Raw genomic sequence first — 17,165 nt, forward strand, 5'->3', positions numbered from 1 at the left:
CGCGGCGTGCGTTGAGCTCTGCTTCCAGTTGACGCATTTGTTTGTACGCGATCACCAGAAAATTGCCGCTTCCACACGCAGGGTCGAAAACTCGCACCCGGGCAAGGCGCTTCCGAAGGTTCAGTAACTTCACCTTGTTCTCGCCAGCGGTCTCGAGCTGGGCTCGCAGATCGTCAAGAAATAGCGGGTTCAAGACCTTCAAGATGTTCGGGACGCTCGTGTAGTGCATGCCAAGCGCACCGCGCTCTTCGTCGTCGGCCACAGCTTGGATCATTGAACCGAAGATGTCCGGATTGATTGACCGCCAGTTGAGCTGTCCCGCCTGGAAGAGGTATGAGCGCGCGGAGCGCGTAAAGCGCGGGACCTCAATGCCGTTTCCAAACAGGCCACCGTTCACGTAAGGAAAAGCCTCGGCCCAGCGTGGAAGCCCGGCAGCCTTCCGATCGTCGCTTCTGAGGTTCATCGCCCTAAAAAGGACGGAAAGCACGTCGTGAACATTTGAGCCATCGCGCTCGCTCAGCTGGTCAATCGTGCGCGTAAAGAGGCCGTCGCCTGCAAAGATGTCAGTGTCTTCGGCGAAGAAGCAGAAGATGAGGCGAGCCATGAAGTGATTCATGTCCGCGCGCCGATCCGGATGCGCCCAGTCCGGGTTCTCACGGAGCAACTCTATGTAGAGTTTGTTCAACCGACCTGTGGCTCGAACGTCGATCGGGTTGTCTTTGATCTCCGTTACTGTAGAGATCCCCGCGAGCGGCAGAAAGAAGCCGAAGTGATCTGGGAAGCTCGAATACTCACAGGCAAGCACCTCGCCGCCGGACAGCTCTTCCGCCTCGAACGTGGCGCCGTCTGTGGCGACAATGAACTTGGCCTTGGCTTGGGCCGTGCGGTGACTATTCCGGAGAGCGGTGAGAGTATCACCGACCATTCCCGCATCGGCTACGCCGATGTGAATGTGGTTTCGCTGGAGGACTGCCCGGGGAACGTCAGACGCGTTCGTGTCTCCCTGTCGCAGTCGCCTAAGCGTGGTCTCCTTGTTCCCAAACGCGGAGAGGAAGGCGAAGGGGAACTCCTGTGAGTCGAAGGGCTGCAGCGCGAGGTCGGAAAGCGCTTCTTCAATCTCGACGGCATTCATGCGAATGGGTGTCTCTTGGAGGTTGAGGGGGAAGTTAAGGTCCGTCCGCACACCGCAGAAGGGCGACCGGTGGGTCGTAGCGCCTCGTTTCCGGCGTGTTCGCCTTCGAGCGCGGATATCGGTGTCGGCATTCCATCGGCCGACTCGGGTTCGTGCGACACCGGCATCACTCACTCAGCGGGACTCGCCGGAGCCGTCGTCGCAGGCTGAACCGTGCCGAGCAAGTGAGACAGCGCTCCTGTCGTGGCCTCCTGCTGATTCGGGAGCACGTGCGTGTACGTGTCGATCAGGTACGCTGCGTCTTTGTGACCCAGCCGCTCCTTGAGCGCCGTCACCGTCGCGCCGGAGAGCAAGAGCAGGGTGGTGCCGGTATGCCGGAGGTCGTACAGCCGGATCTCAGGCAGCCCAAGCCGTTTGAGCATCCTCGGAAACCGACGACGGCTCAAGACCTTCTGGTTGAGAGGGCCACCACTCGCGTTGCAGAACACGAGGTGCGGAGGCTCCTTGAATGGCGATCGCTGCCAGTGCGCCTGCAGCAGCCTCCGGACAAATGGGTCAATCGGAATGGACCGGTAGCCCTGCTCGGTCTTCGGCTTGTCGATGATGGGGCCGGTGGAACCCCACGTAAGCGAGCGACGCACATGGACCTTCCCGTCTGCAACGTCATCCCAAGTCAGCGCGAGCGCTTCAGAGGGGCGCAGCGCGGCCGTCAGAAGGAGCCCCCAGAGCGCGCCGAGAGGTTCAGCGGGGAGCGCGGCCAGAAGCACCTTCGCCTGGTCGACGGTCAGGGGTGTGATGTTGGGCCGACGAACCTTCGGCTTCTTCACGCCAGTGCACGGATTGGCGGCCAGACGTTCGTTCGTGACGAGGGACGCCATGGCCCCATTCAGCACCGAGAAGACGTGCCGAATGGTACCGGCGCTGAGCTTCCGCTCGCGCAGGTGCGTCACCCAGCGCTCGACATCGGCGCGAGAGATGTCTTGGACCGCGTGTTCGGCGAAGAACGGGTAGATGTAGCGCTTGGCAAGATCGCGATAGGTATCAAGCGTGCGCTGCCTCACGGTGGCTGCAACGACTCCCGTGAGCCACTCGTCGAGCCACTCGCTCACGGTGAGGGACACGGGGCTGAGAAGCGTGCCGCGATCCCGCTCGACAAGTAGCCTCCGCATTTCCTTCCGGGCGTGTGCTGCCGTGCAGTTGAGAGTGATGGCGTATGTACGACGTGCGAACTGCTTGCCGCGGAGCGCAATCCGAATCTGGTACTTCCCGGGCCCCTTCTTGATGATCTGGCCTTCGTTGCGTGGCATTCTGGACTCCAATCGGATGCTCGAGGGCTCACGAGCAGCCGCCCGTGAGCCCCCGAAAGGGTTTTGGGTTGTTTGGGCTACTTGACCGCTACGCCGAAGCGTGTTTGCACACGGGAGGCGCTACGGGCCCGCGCAGGATGAGCTGCGGGCAGTCGCACATGCGGAGGCGACGAGGTGTCAGGCTGGATCGTGCTACTGGCGATGAATGCTTGGACATCCGCGAGCCGCCAGCGAATCCGATTCTTGCTGATCCTGACTTTGGCAATCGGAAGTGCGTAGACCTTCTTGCCGTTGATGCGCAGTATCTGAGCGACCTCCTTCGCAGTGAGGAGTCGCTCGAGCGTGGAATCCACTGCTCAGCCGGTTACGGAGGGCCGAGCGTTGGAGGAAGGAACCGTGTCAGCATACTTGCGCTACCTCGTGACGAAGTGGTGCGCCGGATGGACAAGGGCGGTCGTGCCGCACCTCGGCGCATGAGTGTTCTGGTCCGCCCGTAACGCCTGGACGCCACCAGCCACGCGCAACCAGAGGTGCGCGGCGGGAATGGCTCAGGTGTTGTGGAGTGCCTTCAGGCAGAAGCGCCCGCGGCTCAGGCTGGAGTAGCCGGGCGGGCGTGCAGGCAGAACAACTCAGGCAAGGCTGACAAGCTCGGGATGTCGGGCTGCGTCCTCGACTCCAAGTTCGGTCGCAGGCACAACGTCGGGGACCCACTCACCAAGCAGATAGTCTGCAGCCAATTGACCTTCGCGGGCAGCGACGTAGATCGCTCGGCAGTCGCCCTCCAAGAGGCGGAGCCAGCCCTCTAGATAGCTAGCTGAGGACCCGATGGTATTCAAGCCCAGCTCCGAGCAGAGGAATGCCGAGGCCAGTTCGGCGATCAGTTCCTCGGCAGCGTACTGCGGCTCCCCGAACCGGCCGTCGAAGGACCGGTTGAGACGCGACTGGTGGCCGGTCCAGTGCGCCAGCTCGTGCATGGCCGTGGCGTAGAAGCCCTCGGCGTCCCTGAACTTGGCACGGGGCGGCAGGTAGACCGTGTCCTCCTCCGGGGCGTAGCAGGCGCGGTCGCCCGCGTAGACGATGTGGGCACCGGAACGGGTCAGCACCTCCTCGGCTCGCTCGAGTGGCGGCTGGGCAGAAAAGAGCCCCGCGAGCGATGCTCGCAGGGCGCCGAGGCCTTCAATCTGGTCCAACGCGAAGAGGAAGTGGTGCCGAGCGAGGTACACGTACTCGTGGTCGACTTCCTGATCCCAGCTCGCTGCCTCGGTCCCTCGCTTCGGCCTTCGCTCGAAGTAGATGATGAGCGTGCCAGTCTCGCCTCTGCGGACGTGCCCTCCGAGCCGCCGAGCGGCGTTGAATGTCAGCCAGCCGGATGATTCGTATCCCCGCTGGAGCGCCGTGAGTTCGAGCAGCACACGATTGATGCCACGGTACCTCCTTCCCGATTCTGCATTCCTTGGTGCTCCTGAGATCCATGGACGCTCCCACGGCACGACGCCGTTGTTGAGGGATTCGAGGATGCGGTCCGTGATCTCCAGATACCGGGGTCCATCTGTCTTCCTGGGCATGGTGCCCTCCAGCGATGGGTGGAAACGAAAACGGCCCCCAGCAATCGCTGGGGGCCGCAGGGACCCGCCTTCTTGGTGAGGCGGGGTAGGGGGGCTTCCGAGAGAACTCATTCGTCCGGAAGCCGTCAGGATGGGTAGCCCCGTCCGAAAACGGAGCTCGAGAGCGTTAGGCGCAGGGGAGGGATCTCCGAGAGAGTGGAGGGGATGAAATCGTGCCCCTCCTGTGATCCGTCTGGGGACGAGGGGGATCCAACGGGCAGGAATCGCGCTCACGTCGGCGGATTGGCCTCAGGGGGGACTCGGCAGACGCAAGCCATTGGTTTGGGTATCGCGACAAATGGGAGCGTTCCCTCGGCGTCACCCTGGGTCCCTAAGCGTCACGAATTCAGGCCGACTTTGCGTTTGAGAGCTGCTCGCGACGACTCCTTAGTGCAGGCACATCGAGGAGGAATCGGGAAATGGCTCCTAGCGGCCTTGTATCACGGGTTTGCCCGTAGGTCAGCTGGCCTTAGGGATCGGCAGAACCCGCTGGAGTTCTCTCCGCCCCCTGCAGGCGGCTGATAGTCTCCTCCGAACACACAACGGCCGACGAGGAGGGCAATAGCGATGGAACGTGCGACTGCGAACAAGTACCCGGTGCTGGGAGAGGAACGCCAACGGGATGAGTTGGCGCGCTGGTTCGACGGCTACGAATGGCAGTACTTCGTGACATTCACATACCGCTTCCCGAGCGATGGGGAGAGGGCGTTCAAGTCTTGGGCGCGCAAGGTAGAAAAGCTCACGGGACGACCGGTGAACTTCGCAGTCTTCACGGAGCGGTCAACGTCGGGGATGGTGCATCACCACGCACTCGTTGCTGGCGTCGAGGCCCTGTCCGTCACGGCGCTCCGGGGCGCGTGGTCACATGGGCATAGTGACGCGCAGCGGTACGATCCGGGTAAGGGCGCCGCGCACTACGTCAGCAAAGGCTATGGGAGCACTCGGCTGGTGTCCTGGGACGTGAGCGAGAGGTTGCCGCCAGAGGCTTCGGAGCTTACGGAGGCGCACGCCGCTCATCCGCGTTCATGACTTGCGGTCTCAAGGCGCACCCGACACCCGGCCGTGTTCTGCGCCTGAAGCCCGCACGCGGAACCGGTCGAGGGACTCGGGCCTGACGATGTCGGGGGCGGTGCGAACCCGGCCGTCCCCGAGCATTCGTCTTCCCGTTGGCGGCTCCGGGATCCGGGGTCACCGGTACTGGACGAGCGGTGCGTAGTCTGTTAAGTGGTTTATTTGAAACGACTTATGGGATCATGTGAGAGCGCGAGCTGATTGCCCCTAGCGGCCCGCGTCGCCCGGTGACACCTTCGCTCGTCATTAGGTAGCTCTGCGGGTAGTAACCTTGACTGGCCCGCGATCGGTCCTTTGTGATAATCTTCACAAGCCATGAACTCTGAGTCGCTTCAAGTCCGCCGAACAGCAATCGCGTACGTCTTCCCAAGCGCCGTGCGGCTCGAGCGCAGGGACAATCTCGCGTTCTACGACGACGTCACCGGGAGCGGGGTCGAGCTGCCCGAGCTTCAGCAGTTGCCGCAGGAGCTCGTAATGCTCCATCGCAAGGCTCCCGAGTACCTGCTCGAGGTGCGGGTTGGTGCGATGAACGTTCCCCTGCAGCCGCCGGCGGCAGGAGGACTGCCCTTCCGCTTCTTGGTGGCCGAAGCGGGTTCAGGGAAGCCGGTCAAGTTGTTCAATGACTTGGCCGATTCTTGCTACGGTGCCTTCGAGAAGGTCTGGGGAGCGCGACACGGCACGGCGCAGATGGTCGAGGTTTCCATCATGAGCACGCTGTCGTTTGATACCGCTGGTGGTGCCCGCGGCTTCCTCCGCGAGAAGCTGCTGCGCAACAGCGACTCCCTCCGAAACCACCTCGGACGCGACGTGTCAGAGTTCGCGTTCAAGTTTGGATCGGGAATGATTCTCGCCGGTGACCCGAACTCGCCTGTGCCAATGGCGAATGCGCAGCTGGATCTCGTTCTTGAGACCGTGCCTCAGGACCAGCGAATCCTCGTAGTGAACCTCACCGCCAAATGGCACGGGGTTCAGATCCCTGTGGCGGAGCTGCCTGAACCTGCCCGGGCCAGTCTTGGGGGGCGGCAGATGCTTGAAGTCAACAGGAAGTCGCGGCAACCGAGTGAGTACGTCGATGAGACGTATGGGTACCTGACACGGCAGGTGATCGCTTTTCTCTCTGACGTTGCCCGATAGATGAGCCACATGATGCTAGAAACGTTAGACCCCCTCTCGCAGTCGAGTCTAGACATGGCGAATCTCACCTTGTCCCCCACGACGCGCACCCTAAGCGCGTCTGCCCTGACGTGCCTGCTTTCCATTCCGGGTGTGTCGGCGACGCAGTCGAACCTCTTCATCCCTGCTGGCAGCGAGGCACGGGCGCGGTACGCCATCTGCGTCGAGATGTCGGAGTCACTGACTCGTGGCGCCGGAGAGTTCACGGATGAGCAGATTCAAGCGGCGCGGCGCGACATCGAGGCGATGAGCGAGAGTGCGACTGCTTCTTTCTTTGCCTTCGAACGCTCGCTCGAAGGGTGATTGGCTCTGCGACGCGGCGATGTTGTTTGGGTGAATTTCCCGCCGCCGAGCGCTGAACGCGGAAGCGTGCAGAGCGGACGACGGCCGGCAGTCGTCGTCAGCGCGAATGAGACGCTCCTGTCGGTTCCGGTGGCGCTCGTCGTGCCTGGAACGACGAAGCTCGCGGCGACGAGGTTTCCTCACACAGTTCGCGTGGACCCGTCGGCGACCAACGGCCTCACGCAGCCGTCTGTATTCATCGCGTTCCAGCTACAGGCAGTGAACCCGAGCCTGATCGACGCCCGCCCGGTTGGGGTGCTGGATGAGGCCGAGCTGCGTCAGCTTGAGGATGCGGTGTTAGGTGCGCTCGGGTTCGATCCCCCCGAGTAGGAGCCGCTGGCCCGCTGTGTCCACTGCATTGGCGTGGCAAACCACGACCTACGCTGAGGCGCGTGGGATGCGTCGTCGCATCGACGTGCTCATCGAACGCGATGACGGGTCGACGTTCGACACCTCGAACCCCGCAGCCGGTACGTACCTCCTATCCGCAAAGTTCGTCGAGCCCGGCATGTCGGAGGCGCGAGCACTGGACATTTGCTTCGAAGTCCTCGACACGACTCGAGCTCTCTCGCAAACGATGTTTGCGGAGCCGTGGGCACGCGGATTCGGGGTTCCGGAAGCTTGCCTGATCGTGATTCGTCGTTTTGTCGGAAGACCGCTTTACAGCTCATGCAACGACTCGAGAGAGTGGTGGCTCCGCTCCGAGTTGATCACACCTGCTGCGCTCAAGGTGTGGAGCAGACTTGTAGCTCGTGGAATCGCAGCCCCAGTTGGATCTTCTCAACGGATCAGAATCCCGTAGTAGACCAGCAGCTCTGTGTGCGAGTCGTGTGCGAACTGCGAGAAACCGACGGGTACCAGCGGAGATTGCGGGCCTCGTTGGGAATGGATCGGGAAGACCCGTCCCATGTTCCGGGCACCTGGACGCTGACCTCTCCGCCCGCACAAGACGTTGTCCGACTAGGAGATAGGGGGCTTGGCATTTCGGCGGGCGATCGACTACCTTCTTCGTCTGTCCGTGCAGTACAACGGACGGGACGTAGCGCAGCCCGGTAGCGCACCTGAATGGGGTTCAGGGGGTCGCGGGTTCGAATCCCGCCGTCCCGATGAGTGCCAATGCGGCCCACGAGCGAGACGCGCTCGTGGGCCGCGTTGTTCGCGTGCGGTACCGAGCTCCGGATCCTCCGGTTCGTGGGCCATCCCCCGATGGTGCTTCCCGCGGATGCGCACGCTCGGCCAGCTGATCGAGCGCCTCGTCGCGTCCGCGATGATCGAGCGCATCAGCCGGCGTTCGCGTGGAGTGCGGTCATCCATGTGCCTCGGCGGACCGCTCCCTGCACCACCGTGCCGACCATTCCACGAAGAGGATCCGCCGGTGCGAGACGCGTGACCGCGGCTGCGACAAGCGTGACCGCGGCTGCGACAAGCGTGACCGCGGCTGCGACAAGCGTGACCGCGGCTGCGACAAGCGTGACCGCGGCTGCGACAAGCGTGACCGCGGCTGCGACAAGCGTGACCGCGGCTGCGACAAGCGTGACCGCGGCTGCGACAAGCGTGACCGCGGCTGCGACAAGCGTGACCGCGGCTGCGACAAGCGTGACCGCGGCTGCGACAAGCGTGACCGCGGCTGCGACAAGCGTGACCGCGGCTGCGACAAGCGTGACCGCGGCTGCGACAAGCGTGACCGCGGCTGCGACAAGCGTGACCGCGGCTGCGACAGGCGTGACCGCGGCTGCGACAAGCGTGACCGCGGCTGCGACAAGCGTGACCGCGGCTGCGACAAGCGTGACCGCGGCTGCGACGAGCGTGACCGCGGCTGCGACAAGCGTGACCGCGGCTGCGACGAGCGTGACCGCGGCTGCGACAAGCGTGACCGCGACTGCGGCAAGCGTGACCGCGGCTGCGACAAGCGCGACCGCGACTGCGAGAAGCGTGACCGCGTAGGCTCGACCGACGCCGAGTCGAGACGAGCCCCCCTCTGGCGCGCGTCCGCGATGCGCCAGATTGTCTCCCATGGACCGCCGCCGCTTCCTCCAGCTCTCCGCCCTCGCCACCGCCGCGTCCGCGGGCGCGGGGACCGTGGGATATACATTGGGCGTCGAGCCCCACTGGCTGGAGATCACCACCCGCGACCTGCCCGTCGCGAACCTCCCGGCCGCGCTCGACGGCGCCCGCCTCGCGCACCTGAGCGACCTGCACATCGGTCCGCAGGTCGACGACGCCTACCTCATCGCGTCGTTCGACCGCCTCCGCGCGCTCGCGCCCGACATCGTGGCCATCACCGGCGACTTCGTCAGCCATCGCCCCGAGCGCGGCGAATCGCAGTTCGTGCAGCTCCGCGAGGTCCTCTCGCACCTCCCCCGCGGTCGCCTCGCCACCGTCGGGATCCTCGGGAACCACGACTACGGTGTCGCGTGGCGGCAACCCGAGGTCGCCGCGCGCGTGGTGAGTGAGGCCGAGCGCGCCGGCGTCCGCATGCTGCGCAACGAGACGCAGTCCGTCGCCGGCCTCGACATCATCGGCGTCGACGATCTCTGGGCGCGCCGCGGCGATCCGGCGCGGGCGCTCCACGCCCGCACCAGCGATGCCGCCCTCGTCCTCGTCCACAACCCCGACGCTGCCGACCAGCAGCGATGGCCCGGCTACACGGGGTGGATGCTCGCCGGCCACACGCACGGCGGGCAGTGCAAGGCGCCCTTCCTGCCGCCGCCGCTCCTGCCCGTGCAGAACAAGGACTACGTCTCGGGCGCGATCCCCGTCAGCGGCGATCCGGCCCGTGCGCTGTACATCAGCCGCGGGGTGGGACATCTCATCAAGGCCCGGTTCAACGTGCGCCCGGAGATCGCGGTGCTCACGCTGCGGCGGGGGTAGGGACCTCCGGCGCGGGGCGCATCGGAACCCGTGCGCCCCGCGCCGTGTTGGTCACCCGGACGTCTCCGACATCTCCCGCCGCACCGATCCTCCCATGCCCATCCTCCCGCTCGCCGTCGAGAACGCCGACGAACTCGCCCGGCGCCCCGGACGCACCATCGTCTTCAAGGACAGCCTCACCTGCGATCTCTCGCAGTGGGCGGCCCTCCAGATGGCCCGGCTGACGGAGCGGTACGAGGACATCACGCTCTACCGCGTGGACGTGCGCGCGCAACGGCCGCTCTCGCAGGACCTCGCGGCGCACTTCGGCGTGCGCCATGAGTCGCCGCAGATCCTCATCATCGAGGACGGCAAGGTCGTCTGGCACGCATCGCACCGTGCCGTGTCGGCCGATCGGGTGCGGGCGGCGTTGGACGGGGCGGGCGAGCAGGTCGGCGCGCGGATGTGAGCGGGCGGATCGGCGCTCGCTCCGCCGCGGGAACGGCGCTATCGTCCGTGGACCGCTGGCCGAGCCGAGGCCCGCGCTGCCGATCCCGCTGCTGGAGGAAGGTCCATGTCCGACGGCGTCACGAGAAGGGACTTCCTGAACGGGGCCAGCGTCGCCCTCGGCGCCTCGTTGCTCGCGCCCTGGGCCGATCTGCTGGCCCAGGGATGGGACTCCGGTGCGGACTACTATCCGCCGGCCAGGACCGGGCTCCGCGGCACGCATGACGGCGCGTGGGAGACGATGCATGCCCGCGTCGCCGGACGCACCTGGCGCGCCGGGCCTCCCGAGGAGCGGTACGACCTCGTCGTCGTCGGTGCCGGCATCAGCGGACTCGCCGCGGCCCACCTCTACCGCGAGCGAAGGCCGAACGCGCGGATCCTCATCCTCGACAACCACGACGACTTCGGCGGCCACGCCAAGCGCAACGAGTTCTCCATCGACGGCACCACGCGCATCGGGTACGGTGGCACCGAGTCCATCGACACGCCGTCGGCGTACTCGGACGTGGCCAAGCAGCTCCTCAAGGACATCGGGATCGACACGGCGAAGTTCTACGAGGCGTTCGACCAGACGCTCTACGCCAGGCTCGGGCTCGCGAAGTCGATCGTGTTCGACCAGGACAACTTCGGCGTGCGGAAGCTCGTGACGGGGTACGGCCAGAAGTCGTGGGAGGCGTTCGCCGCCGAGGCGCCGCTCAACGAACGGGCGCGACGCGACCTCATCCGCGTGCAGACCGAGACGCGCGACTACCTCCCGGGGCTCTCCCGCGAAGCGAAGTACGAGGTGCTGCACCGGACGAGCTACGAAGCGTGGTTGCGCGACACCTGCCAGGTGGACCCGCAGCTCCTCGAGCTCTATCGGAAGTGGGGGATCAGCTTCTGGTGCGTGGGGATCGACGAGATCCCGGCCAGTGCCGTGCTCGATTACGACGGCGGGATGCCCGGCCTCGATCACACGATGCCACGCTTCGGCTCGCGCGGCGACGAGCCGTACATCTTCCATTTCCCGGACGGCAACGCCTCGGTCGCACGCCTGCTCGTCCGGAAACTCCTCCCGGCCGCCATCCCCGGCACGACCATGGAGGATGTGGTGACCGCTCGCGCCGACTACGGCGCGCTCGACCGTCGCGGCTCGGCCGTGCGCATCCGGCTCAACAGCACGGCGGTGCACGTCGCGCACACCGGCGGTGACCGGGCGGTCGACGTGACCTACGTGAACGGCAGCACCGCGCACACCGTGCGCGGCGCCAACGTGATCATGGCCTGCTACAACATGGCCATCCCGTACCTCGTGCCCGATCTGCCGGCGGCGCAGCAGAAGGGCCTCAGCTACGGCGTGAAGGTCCCGCTCACCTACACCAAGGTGCTCATTCCCCACTGGCGGGCCTTCGCGCAACTCGGCACCGACTTCGTCTACTACACGAAGGACTTCTTCAAGCAGGTGGAGCTCGACTACCCGGTGTCGATCGGTGACTACAAGCGCTCGCAGACGCCGGACGAGCCGATGGTGCTGCACATGTGCCATGTGCACCATGACGGCGTGACCAAGGGCCCGGAACAATGGCGGGAGGGTCGCCGCCGACTGATGACCACGTCGTTCGCGCAGTTCGAGGGGCACGTCCGCGACCAGCTCGATGCGGCCCTGGGCGGCGCCGGCTTCGACGCGGGCCGCGACATCAGGGCCATCACGGTCAACCGGTGGCCGCATGGCTACGCCTACTCGCCGCACCTCCTGTGGGAGCCGACGTATGCCACGCCGGCGGACCAGCCGTGGGTGATCGGGCGCCGGAGGTTCGGACGCATCGCGATCGCGAATGCCGACTCGGACGCGAGCGCCGACACGAATACGGCGATCACGCAGGCGGCGCGCGCCGTGGCGGAGACGCTCGGCGACTGAGGCGCCGCTATCGGCCGTTGGGGATCCGCCGGAGCCGCGGGGGAGGCGGCGAACGATCGGCCGGGCCCGGCGTCCAATGGATGGAGGCCCCACCATGCCGCGCCGCATCCCGCTCCTGCTCCTGTCGTCGAGTCTCTGGTACTTCAGCGAAGGCCTGCTCGGGCCTCTCTTCGCCGTCTTCAGCGAACAGGTCGGCGGCGACCTGCTCGACATCACCGCCGCCTGGGCCACCTACCTCATCGTCAGCGGGATCGCGTATCCCGTCGTCGGCCGACTCCTGAACGGCACGCGGTGGAAGTTCCGCATGATCACCATCGGGTACGCGCTCAACACGCTCTTCACCTTCGCGTACCTGCTCGTCTCGAACACCACCGAGCTGCTGCTCGTGCAAGTGGGACTCGGCATCGCCGAGGCGGTCTCGACGCCCTCGTGGGACGCCTACTACGCCTCGCAGCTCCGCGACAGCGACAGCACCGACGACACCTTCTTCTGGGGCATCGCCAGCGGGCACACGCAGTTCATTTCCGGCGTCGCGATCGCCGTCGGCGGGCTCATCGCCAACTTCGTCTCGTTCCAGGCGCTCTTCGTCACCATGGGCGTGCTGAACCTCCTCGCGACGCTCGTGCAGGCGCGGGTCACGTGGCTCGATGAGCGCGTGCCGGCCTGACGCGGCCGCGCGTCACCCCAGCGCCCCCGCATACCACTCCGCCACCCGCGCACCGAGCGCTGCATCCCCCGCACGGTGCGCGTACTCGTTGCTCGTCGGCGAGTACACGTAGTCCTCGGCCCACGTCGCGCCATGCCGCACGACCTGCTCCACCGCATCGAGCGCGTGCAGCAGCTCCGCCTGCGTCGTCGTGGGATGGAACGAGAGCCGCACCCACCCCGGCTTCTCCGAGAGGTCGCCGCGGTCGATCCGGTCGGTGATCGCCTTCGACCGCGACGGGTCCACGTGCAGCAGGTAGTGCCCGTACGTCCCCGCGCAGGAACAGCCGCCGCGCGCCTGCACGCCGAACCGGTCGTTGAGCAGCCGCACGACGAGGTTGTAATGCAGCCCTTCCACCCAGAACGAGAGCATCGCCAACCGGTGCCGCACCGCGGGCGCGAGCAGGTGCACCCCGGCGATCGCGTTCAGGCGGTCCATCGCGAGCGGTACCAGTTCCTCCTCCCGCGCGCGCATCGCCTCCACCGTCATCGCATCCTTGAGCGAGATCGCCAGCGCCGCCTTGATCGCCTGCAGGAAACCCGGCGTCCCCGCATCCTCGCGTGCCTCGATGTCCTCGAGGAACGCGTACTGCCCCCAGGGATTGGTCCACGCCACCGTCCCGCCGCCCGCCTCGTCCGGCGCCGAGTTGTGGTAGAGCGCGCGATTGAACACGAGCACGCCGGACGCGCCGGGGCCGCCGAGGAACTTGTGCGGCGAGAAGAGCACCGCGTCGAGCGCCGCCTCGGGATCGCCGGCCGGATGCATGTCGATCGCCACGTACGGGGCCGAGGCCGCGAAGTCGATGATGCTGATCCCGCCCGCGCGGCGCACCAGTCGCGCCATCTCGTGATACGGCGTGAACACGCCCGTGACGTTGGAGCACGCGCTGAACGCACCGATCTTGAACGGCCGGTCGCGATGCGCGTGCAGCTGCTCCTCGAGCGCCGCGAGGCTCACGACCCCCTGCGCGTCGGGGGGCACCACCACCACGTCGGCGATCGTCTCGTACCAGCTCGTGTGGTTGGAGTGATGCTCGAGGTGCGTGACGAAGACCACGGGCCGCTCGGTGGCCGGCATCACCAGATGCCGGCGCAGTCCCTCCGGCGCCTTGAGCCCGAGGATGCGCTGCAACTTGTTCACCGCCGCCGTCATCCCCGCGCCCGGCGTGAGCACGACGTCGTCCGGACCCGCGTTCACGTGCCGCCGGATCCGCGCGTGCGCCTCGTGGTACGCGATCGTCATCGTCGACCCCGTCACCGACGACTCGCTGTGCGTGTTCCCCACGTACGGCCCGAAGCGCTCGGCGAGCGTCGCCTCGATCGGCCGGTAGAGGCGGCCGCTCGCCGTCCAGTCGGCGTAGACCAGCCGTTGCTCGCCGTAGGGTGTGTGGAACGTGAGGTCGTGCCCGATGGTCCGGGCGCGGAAGGGGGCGAAGTGCCGTTCGTGGTCTGCCATCCCCGAAACCTGCGCCCGTTCGGGCACGCGGAAAAGGGCCGCGGTGCGCTAGGGCGTGCCGCAGCGCCGGTCGAACACGAAGACGTGCGCCGCCACGTCGTCCCATCGCATCCGCGCGCCGGAGAATCCCTCCACCATCGTTGGGCAACTGCCGTACAGCTCGGTGAAGTTGTCGGCGTAGCTCGACTTCTTCACGAGCACCGTCCGATCGTCGGGGAGCACGAAGAGGAACGACTTGTCCTCGCCGCCGGCCAGCCGCACCCCGCCGAGCGAGAGGCCCAACGTCTTCCTGGCATTGGGGTCGGCGAAGACCTTGATGCGCCCATCGAACCCCGGGTTGAGGAGCTGCATGAGACGAATCGTCCCGGCGCGGTTGGTGCGGCGGGCGGGCTCGAAGATGATGAACTCGCGCTTCGCGATCTCCTCGAAATCCGCCCCGGCGATCTCACGGATGGAGTTCGCGGAATTGGCGGTCATCTCGAGCCGGGCGAGCGTCGACGGACGGATCGAGAGGCGCGCGATCTCCTCCGGCTTGATCCGGAGCACCTTGCCGCTGTCCGTGCGGAACACGACGGTCCCCATGTAGCCGTCGGTGAGTCCGGCGCCCTCGAACCGGCCGATGAGTGAGTCGCCGGTGGCGAGTAGCACGATCGCCGGCCGTCGCGAGAGCATCGTCAGGTCGTCGACCGACGCGATGAACCCTTGGCCGTGCGCCTGTGATGCGCAGGCGACCAAGGCAACGGAGAGAAGGAAGGGTCGCATACGCTCGAAGATGTGGTCCGGTCACGCGATGTGCCAGCCACCCAGACCTCGCTAACTTTCCCGCATCATGCCGCATTCGAGACTGCTCGACGAGCTCCGCCACAAGACCTACGTCGCGATCCGCCCCTCGACCGTCGCCGGTATCGGCGTCTTCGCCGTCCGCCCCATCCCCAAGGGTTGCCGCGAGATCTTCTCGCCGCCGCGCGGCGGCACCGAGGGCTTCATCGCCGTGCCGCGCGCCGAGATCGACGCCCTCCCCGACCACGCGCGCCACCTCGTCGAGACCTACTGCCTCTACGACGAGACGCACTACCATCTCCCCGAGGACGGCTTCAAGAAGATGGACCTCGTCCACTTCCTGAACCACGCCGAGCAGCCGAACGTCCGCTCGATCGACGACGGCGCCTGGTTCGAGGCGCTCCGCGACATCGCCGTGGGCGAGGAGCTGTTCGTGGACTACGGGACGCTGGTCGACGGCGACGACTGACGCCGCGCGATCTCCGCGCAGGCCCAGAGGGCGATCCCCCACGTGAGCCCGAGCCGCAGGTAGGCGGCCCAGAGCGGCGCCGCCAGCGTCACGGCGCCGAGTCGCTCACCGGCCCAGAACGCGATGGGCCCGCCGGCCGCGCCGAACAGCGCCGCACGCACCGGCCGCAGCATGATCCCGCGCAGGCTCCACCGGAACGTCGTCGCGAACTGCGCCCACATGAGCAGCAGCCAGGGCGGCGACATCCACGCCACCACGCTCCCCGACGTGAACGCCGCGTAGGTCCCGCGTTGCGCCTGGTAGCCCTCGACGACCAGGCCGAATGCGAGGGCGACGCCGATCAGCCGCAGTTCCGTCGCCCGCTCCGGCGCGAGCAGCACGTGCACCGCGATGAGTGCCGTCGCGATCGCCGCCCCCATCCACGGCCAGCCCCACGCCGCGCCGAGGATGCAGGCGAACCATCCGACCTGGTAGAGCGCGTAGTTGAGACCGCGCGAGTAGGCGTTCACCCGCGGCTCAGATGAGCGCGGCCAGCGCCGGGAAACGCGCACGGACGAGCGCCTGATCCTCCGCGCCGTCCATGAACGTGAAGTCGGCGAAGTCGAACCCCGGGCCCACCATGCAGCTGCAGAGCGAGAACGCCCCCACGGGGCGCGCGGCCTGCCACCACTCCGCCGGCACCGTGTGGAAGGGCACGTGCCCCTCCTCCAGCCGCCCGAGGGTGATCGTCACCGCTTCGCCGAGGTCGGGGGTGAGCAGCAGCAGCTCCATCGGCGCGCCTGATGAGAAATGCCAGACCTCGTCCGAGCGCACGCGATGCCAGCGCGACTGCTCTCCCGCCGCGAGGAGGAAGTGGATCGCGGTCAGCGCGGCGCGCGCCGCGCGTCCGTCGGCGGGGTGCACGGCGAGGGTGCTGCGGAACACCTCGCGATAGTGCCCGCCCTCCGGGTGCGGCGTGAGTCCCAGCCTCGCGATGAGGTCGGTGGCGTCCATCAGGTGTCCCTCACATGTCCCTCAATCGATCGGCAGGTGCTTCTCGTGCCCGAGCACCGTCTCGGCGCGGCGGGACCGGAAGAGCGGGAAGAACATCTGGTGATACCAGCGCTCCGGGCCATGGCGCCGGTCGTCGTTCAATCCGTAGGCCGGCGGGTACTGCCGCGTGATGCGCGCCGTGCCGAAGAGCACGTCCCAGAGGAACAGCAGGTTGCCGTAGTTCCCCATGTAGTGCCCGATGCCGTCGTCCTGCGTGAGCGCGTGGTGCGCGAAGTGCGTGGCCGGCGTGCTGATGGTCCGCTCCAGCACCCACGCCAGCGGCCGCAGCGGACGGTACCGGTAGAGCCACTGGTCCCAGCGCACCGCCGAGTGCGCGCCGATGATCACCGCGAGCTTCACGACGCTGTAGCCGACGAAGACCCAGCCGAAGCCGAGGTAGAGCAGGGCGCCGCTGAACCAGAGGCCGGGCATGAGCGCGTAGTAGAACGCGTTGTTGCGATAGACCACGCGCACGCTCATGTACGCCGCCGAGTGATGCGCCCGGTGCAGCGGCCACATCACCGACGTATGCGAGAGCCGATGCCACCAGTACTGCGTCAGGTCGTCGGCGACGAGGAGCACGAGGACCATCTGCCACCACGGCCAGTCCGCCCAGGCGTCGCGCATCTCGGGCATCAGCACGGCGCAGAGCGCCTTGGAGCCGGCGAACACCGCCCCGGAGATGACGGGGAACGTGACGCCAACGGCGACGTCCAGCCGATTGTCCTCGGCCGAGGCGGCGTGCGGGAAGAAATGCCCCAGCGCGAGCTCCGCCACGGCGAAGAGCGCGAAGATGACCGTGACGGCGAGAAGCTGGGCGTTCTGGAGATCGATCGGCAT

Annotated in this window: 18 protein-coding genes and 1 tRNA gene; 10 read left to right on the forward strand and 9 right to left on the reverse strand. The window is 66.6% G+C overall.

Annotated elements, in window-relative coordinates; translation table 11 throughout:
- The 3 genes from IPJ78_17350 to IPJ78_17360 all read right to left on the reverse strand — a co-directional run.
- On the reverse strand, window positions 1-1,132 hold a 1,132-nt coding region (locus tag IPJ78_17350), incomplete at its 3' end, for a class I SAM-dependent DNA methyltransferase (protein MBK7908309.1).
- Window positions 1,133-1,302: 170 nt separating this feature from the next.
- Entirely contained in the window at window positions 1,303-2,439 is a 1,137-nt protein-coding gene (locus IPJ78_17355) for a site-specific integrase (protein ID MBK7908310.1), read from the reverse strand.
- A gap of 629 nt (window positions 2,440-3,068) precedes the next feature.
- A complete protein-coding gene (locus IPJ78_17360; GenBank protein MBK7908311.1) occupies window positions 3,069-4,004 on the reverse strand; it encodes a DUF1738 domain-containing protein in 936 nt (311 codons plus the stop codon).
- A 606-nt stretch (window positions 4,005-4,610) separates the two neighbouring features.
- Between IPJ78_17360 and IPJ78_17365 the strand changes: the two genes are divergently transcribed.
- From IPJ78_17365 to IPJ78_17385, 5 genes are all read left to right on the forward strand, one after another.
- Complete coding sequence (locus IPJ78_17365; GenBank protein ID MBK7908312.1) at window positions 4,611-5,072, forward strand: hypothetical protein; 462 nt, start codon at window positions 4,611-4,613, stop codon at window positions 5,070-5,072.
- Window positions 5,073-5,429: 357 nt separating this feature from the next.
- The gene (locus IPJ78_17370) at window positions 5,430-6,248 is read left to right on the forward strand and encodes a hypothetical protein (GenBank protein MBK7908313.1); all 819 of its coding nucleotides are present in this window, start codon (window positions 5,430-5,432) and stop codon (window positions 6,246-6,248) included.
- Between the two features lie 54 nt (window positions 6,249-6,302).
- On the forward strand, window positions 6,303-6,590 hold the full coding sequence (locus IPJ78_17375; GenBank protein MBK7908314.1) for a hypothetical protein: 288 nt from the start codon (window positions 6,303-6,305) through the stop codon (window positions 6,588-6,590).
- Window positions 6,591-6,620: 30 nt separating this feature from the next.
- Window positions 6,621-6,959 carry a type II toxin-antitoxin system PemK/MazF family toxin gene (locus tag IPJ78_17380; protein ID MBK7908315.1) on the forward strand — a complete coding sequence of 113 codons (339 nt, stop codon included), beginning with the start codon at window positions 6,621-6,623 and terminating at the stop codon, window positions 6,957-6,959.
- A gap of 703 nt (window positions 6,960-7,662) precedes the next feature.
- Window positions 7,663-7,736 (forward strand) — tRNA-Pro (locus IPJ78_17385).
- A 173-nt stretch (window positions 7,737-7,909) separates the two neighbouring features.
- Here IPJ78_17385 and IPJ78_17390 read toward each other — a convergent pair.
- The gene (locus IPJ78_17390) at window positions 7,910-8,644 is read right to left on the reverse strand and encodes a hypothetical protein (GenBank protein ID MBK7908316.1); all 735 of its coding nucleotides are present in this window, start codon (window positions 8,642-8,644) and stop codon (window positions 7,910-7,912) included.
- Between IPJ78_17390 and IPJ78_17395 the strand changes: the two genes are divergently transcribed.
- From IPJ78_17395 to IPJ78_17410, 4 genes are all read left to right on the forward strand, one after another.
- Window positions 8,643-9,500 (forward strand): metallophosphoesterase, encoded by an 858-nt coding sequence (locus IPJ78_17395; GenBank protein MBK7908317.1) that lies wholly within the window; start codon window positions 8,643-8,645, stop codon window positions 9,498-9,500. The two genes, IPJ78_17390 and IPJ78_17395, sit on opposite strands and share 2 nt — an antisense overlap.
- A 94-nt stretch (window positions 9,501-9,594) precedes the next feature.
- Window positions 9,595-9,948 carry a bacillithiol system redox-active protein YtxJ gene (ytxJ, locus tag IPJ78_17400; GenBank protein ID MBK7908318.1) on the forward strand — a complete coding sequence of 118 codons (354 nt, stop codon included), beginning with the start codon at window positions 9,595-9,597 and terminating at the stop codon, window positions 9,946-9,948.
- A 105-nt stretch (window positions 9,949-10,053) separates the two neighbouring features.
- The gene (locus tag IPJ78_17405; protein MBK7908319.1) at window positions 10,054-11,883 is read left to right on the forward strand and encodes an NAD(P)/FAD-dependent oxidoreductase; all 1,830 of its coding nucleotides are present in this window, start codon (window positions 10,054-10,056) and stop codon (window positions 11,881-11,883) included.
- Between the two features lie 94 nt (window positions 11,884-11,977).
- Window positions 11,978-12,550, forward strand: a complete 573-nt coding sequence (locus IPJ78_17410) for an MFS transporter (protein ID MBK7908320.1) — start codon at window positions 11,978-11,980, stop codon at window positions 12,548-12,550.
- A gap of 12 nt (window positions 12,551-12,562) precedes the next feature.
- On the opposite strand, the gene IPJ78_17415 is transcribed toward IPJ78_17410, so the two are convergent.
- Together IPJ78_17415 and IPJ78_17420 are read right to left on the reverse strand one after the other, a co-directional pair.
- On the reverse strand, window positions 12,563-14,044 hold the full coding sequence (locus IPJ78_17415; GenBank protein ID MBK7908321.1) for an aminotransferase class V-fold PLP-dependent enzyme: 1,482 nt from the start codon (window positions 14,042-14,044) through the stop codon (window positions 12,563-12,565).
- A 48-nt stretch (window positions 14,045-14,092) separates the two neighbouring features.
- Window positions 14,093-14,806, reverse strand: a complete 714-nt coding sequence (locus tag IPJ78_17420) for a hypothetical protein (GenBank protein MBK7908322.1) — start codon at window positions 14,804-14,806, stop codon at window positions 14,093-14,095.
- A gap of 67 nt (window positions 14,807-14,873) precedes the next feature.
- Here IPJ78_17420 and IPJ78_17425 point away from each other — a divergent pair, with 67 nt between their 5' ends.
- Window positions 14,874-15,293: an SET domain-containing protein-lysine N-methyltransferase gene (locus IPJ78_17425; protein ID MBK7908323.1), complete on the forward strand. Its 420-nt coding sequence runs from the start codon at window positions 14,874-14,876 to the stop codon at window positions 15,291-15,293.
- Here the strand turns inward: IPJ78_17425 and IPJ78_17430 are convergent.
- Genes IPJ78_17430 through IPJ78_17440 form a run of 3 tightly spaced genes read right to left on the reverse strand, consistent with a single transcriptional unit; the run spans window position 15,263 to window position 17,165 of the window.
- Complete coding sequence (locus IPJ78_17430; protein MBK7908324.1) at window positions 15,263-15,802, reverse strand: DUF2878 domain-containing protein; 540 nt, start codon at window positions 15,800-15,802, stop codon at window positions 15,263-15,265. The two genes, IPJ78_17425 and IPJ78_17430, sit on opposite strands and share 31 nt — an antisense overlap.
- A 7-nt stretch (window positions 15,803-15,809) precedes the next feature.
- Window positions 15,810-16,286 carry a cupin domain-containing protein gene (locus IPJ78_17435; protein MBK7908325.1) on the reverse strand — a complete coding sequence of 159 codons (477 nt, stop codon included), beginning with the start codon at window positions 16,284-16,286 and terminating at the stop codon, window positions 15,810-15,812.
- A 21-nt stretch (window positions 16,287-16,307) separates the two neighbouring features.
- Window positions 16,308-17,165, reverse strand: coding sequence for a sterol desaturase family protein (locus tag IPJ78_17440; protein ID MBK7908326.1), 858 nt, complete (start codon window positions 17,163-17,165; stop codon window positions 16,308-16,310).

The organism is Gemmatimonadota bacterium (assembly GCA_016714015.1).
GTDB lineage: Bacteria > Gemmatimonadota > Gemmatimonadetes > Gemmatimonadales > Gemmatimonadaceae > Pseudogemmatithrix.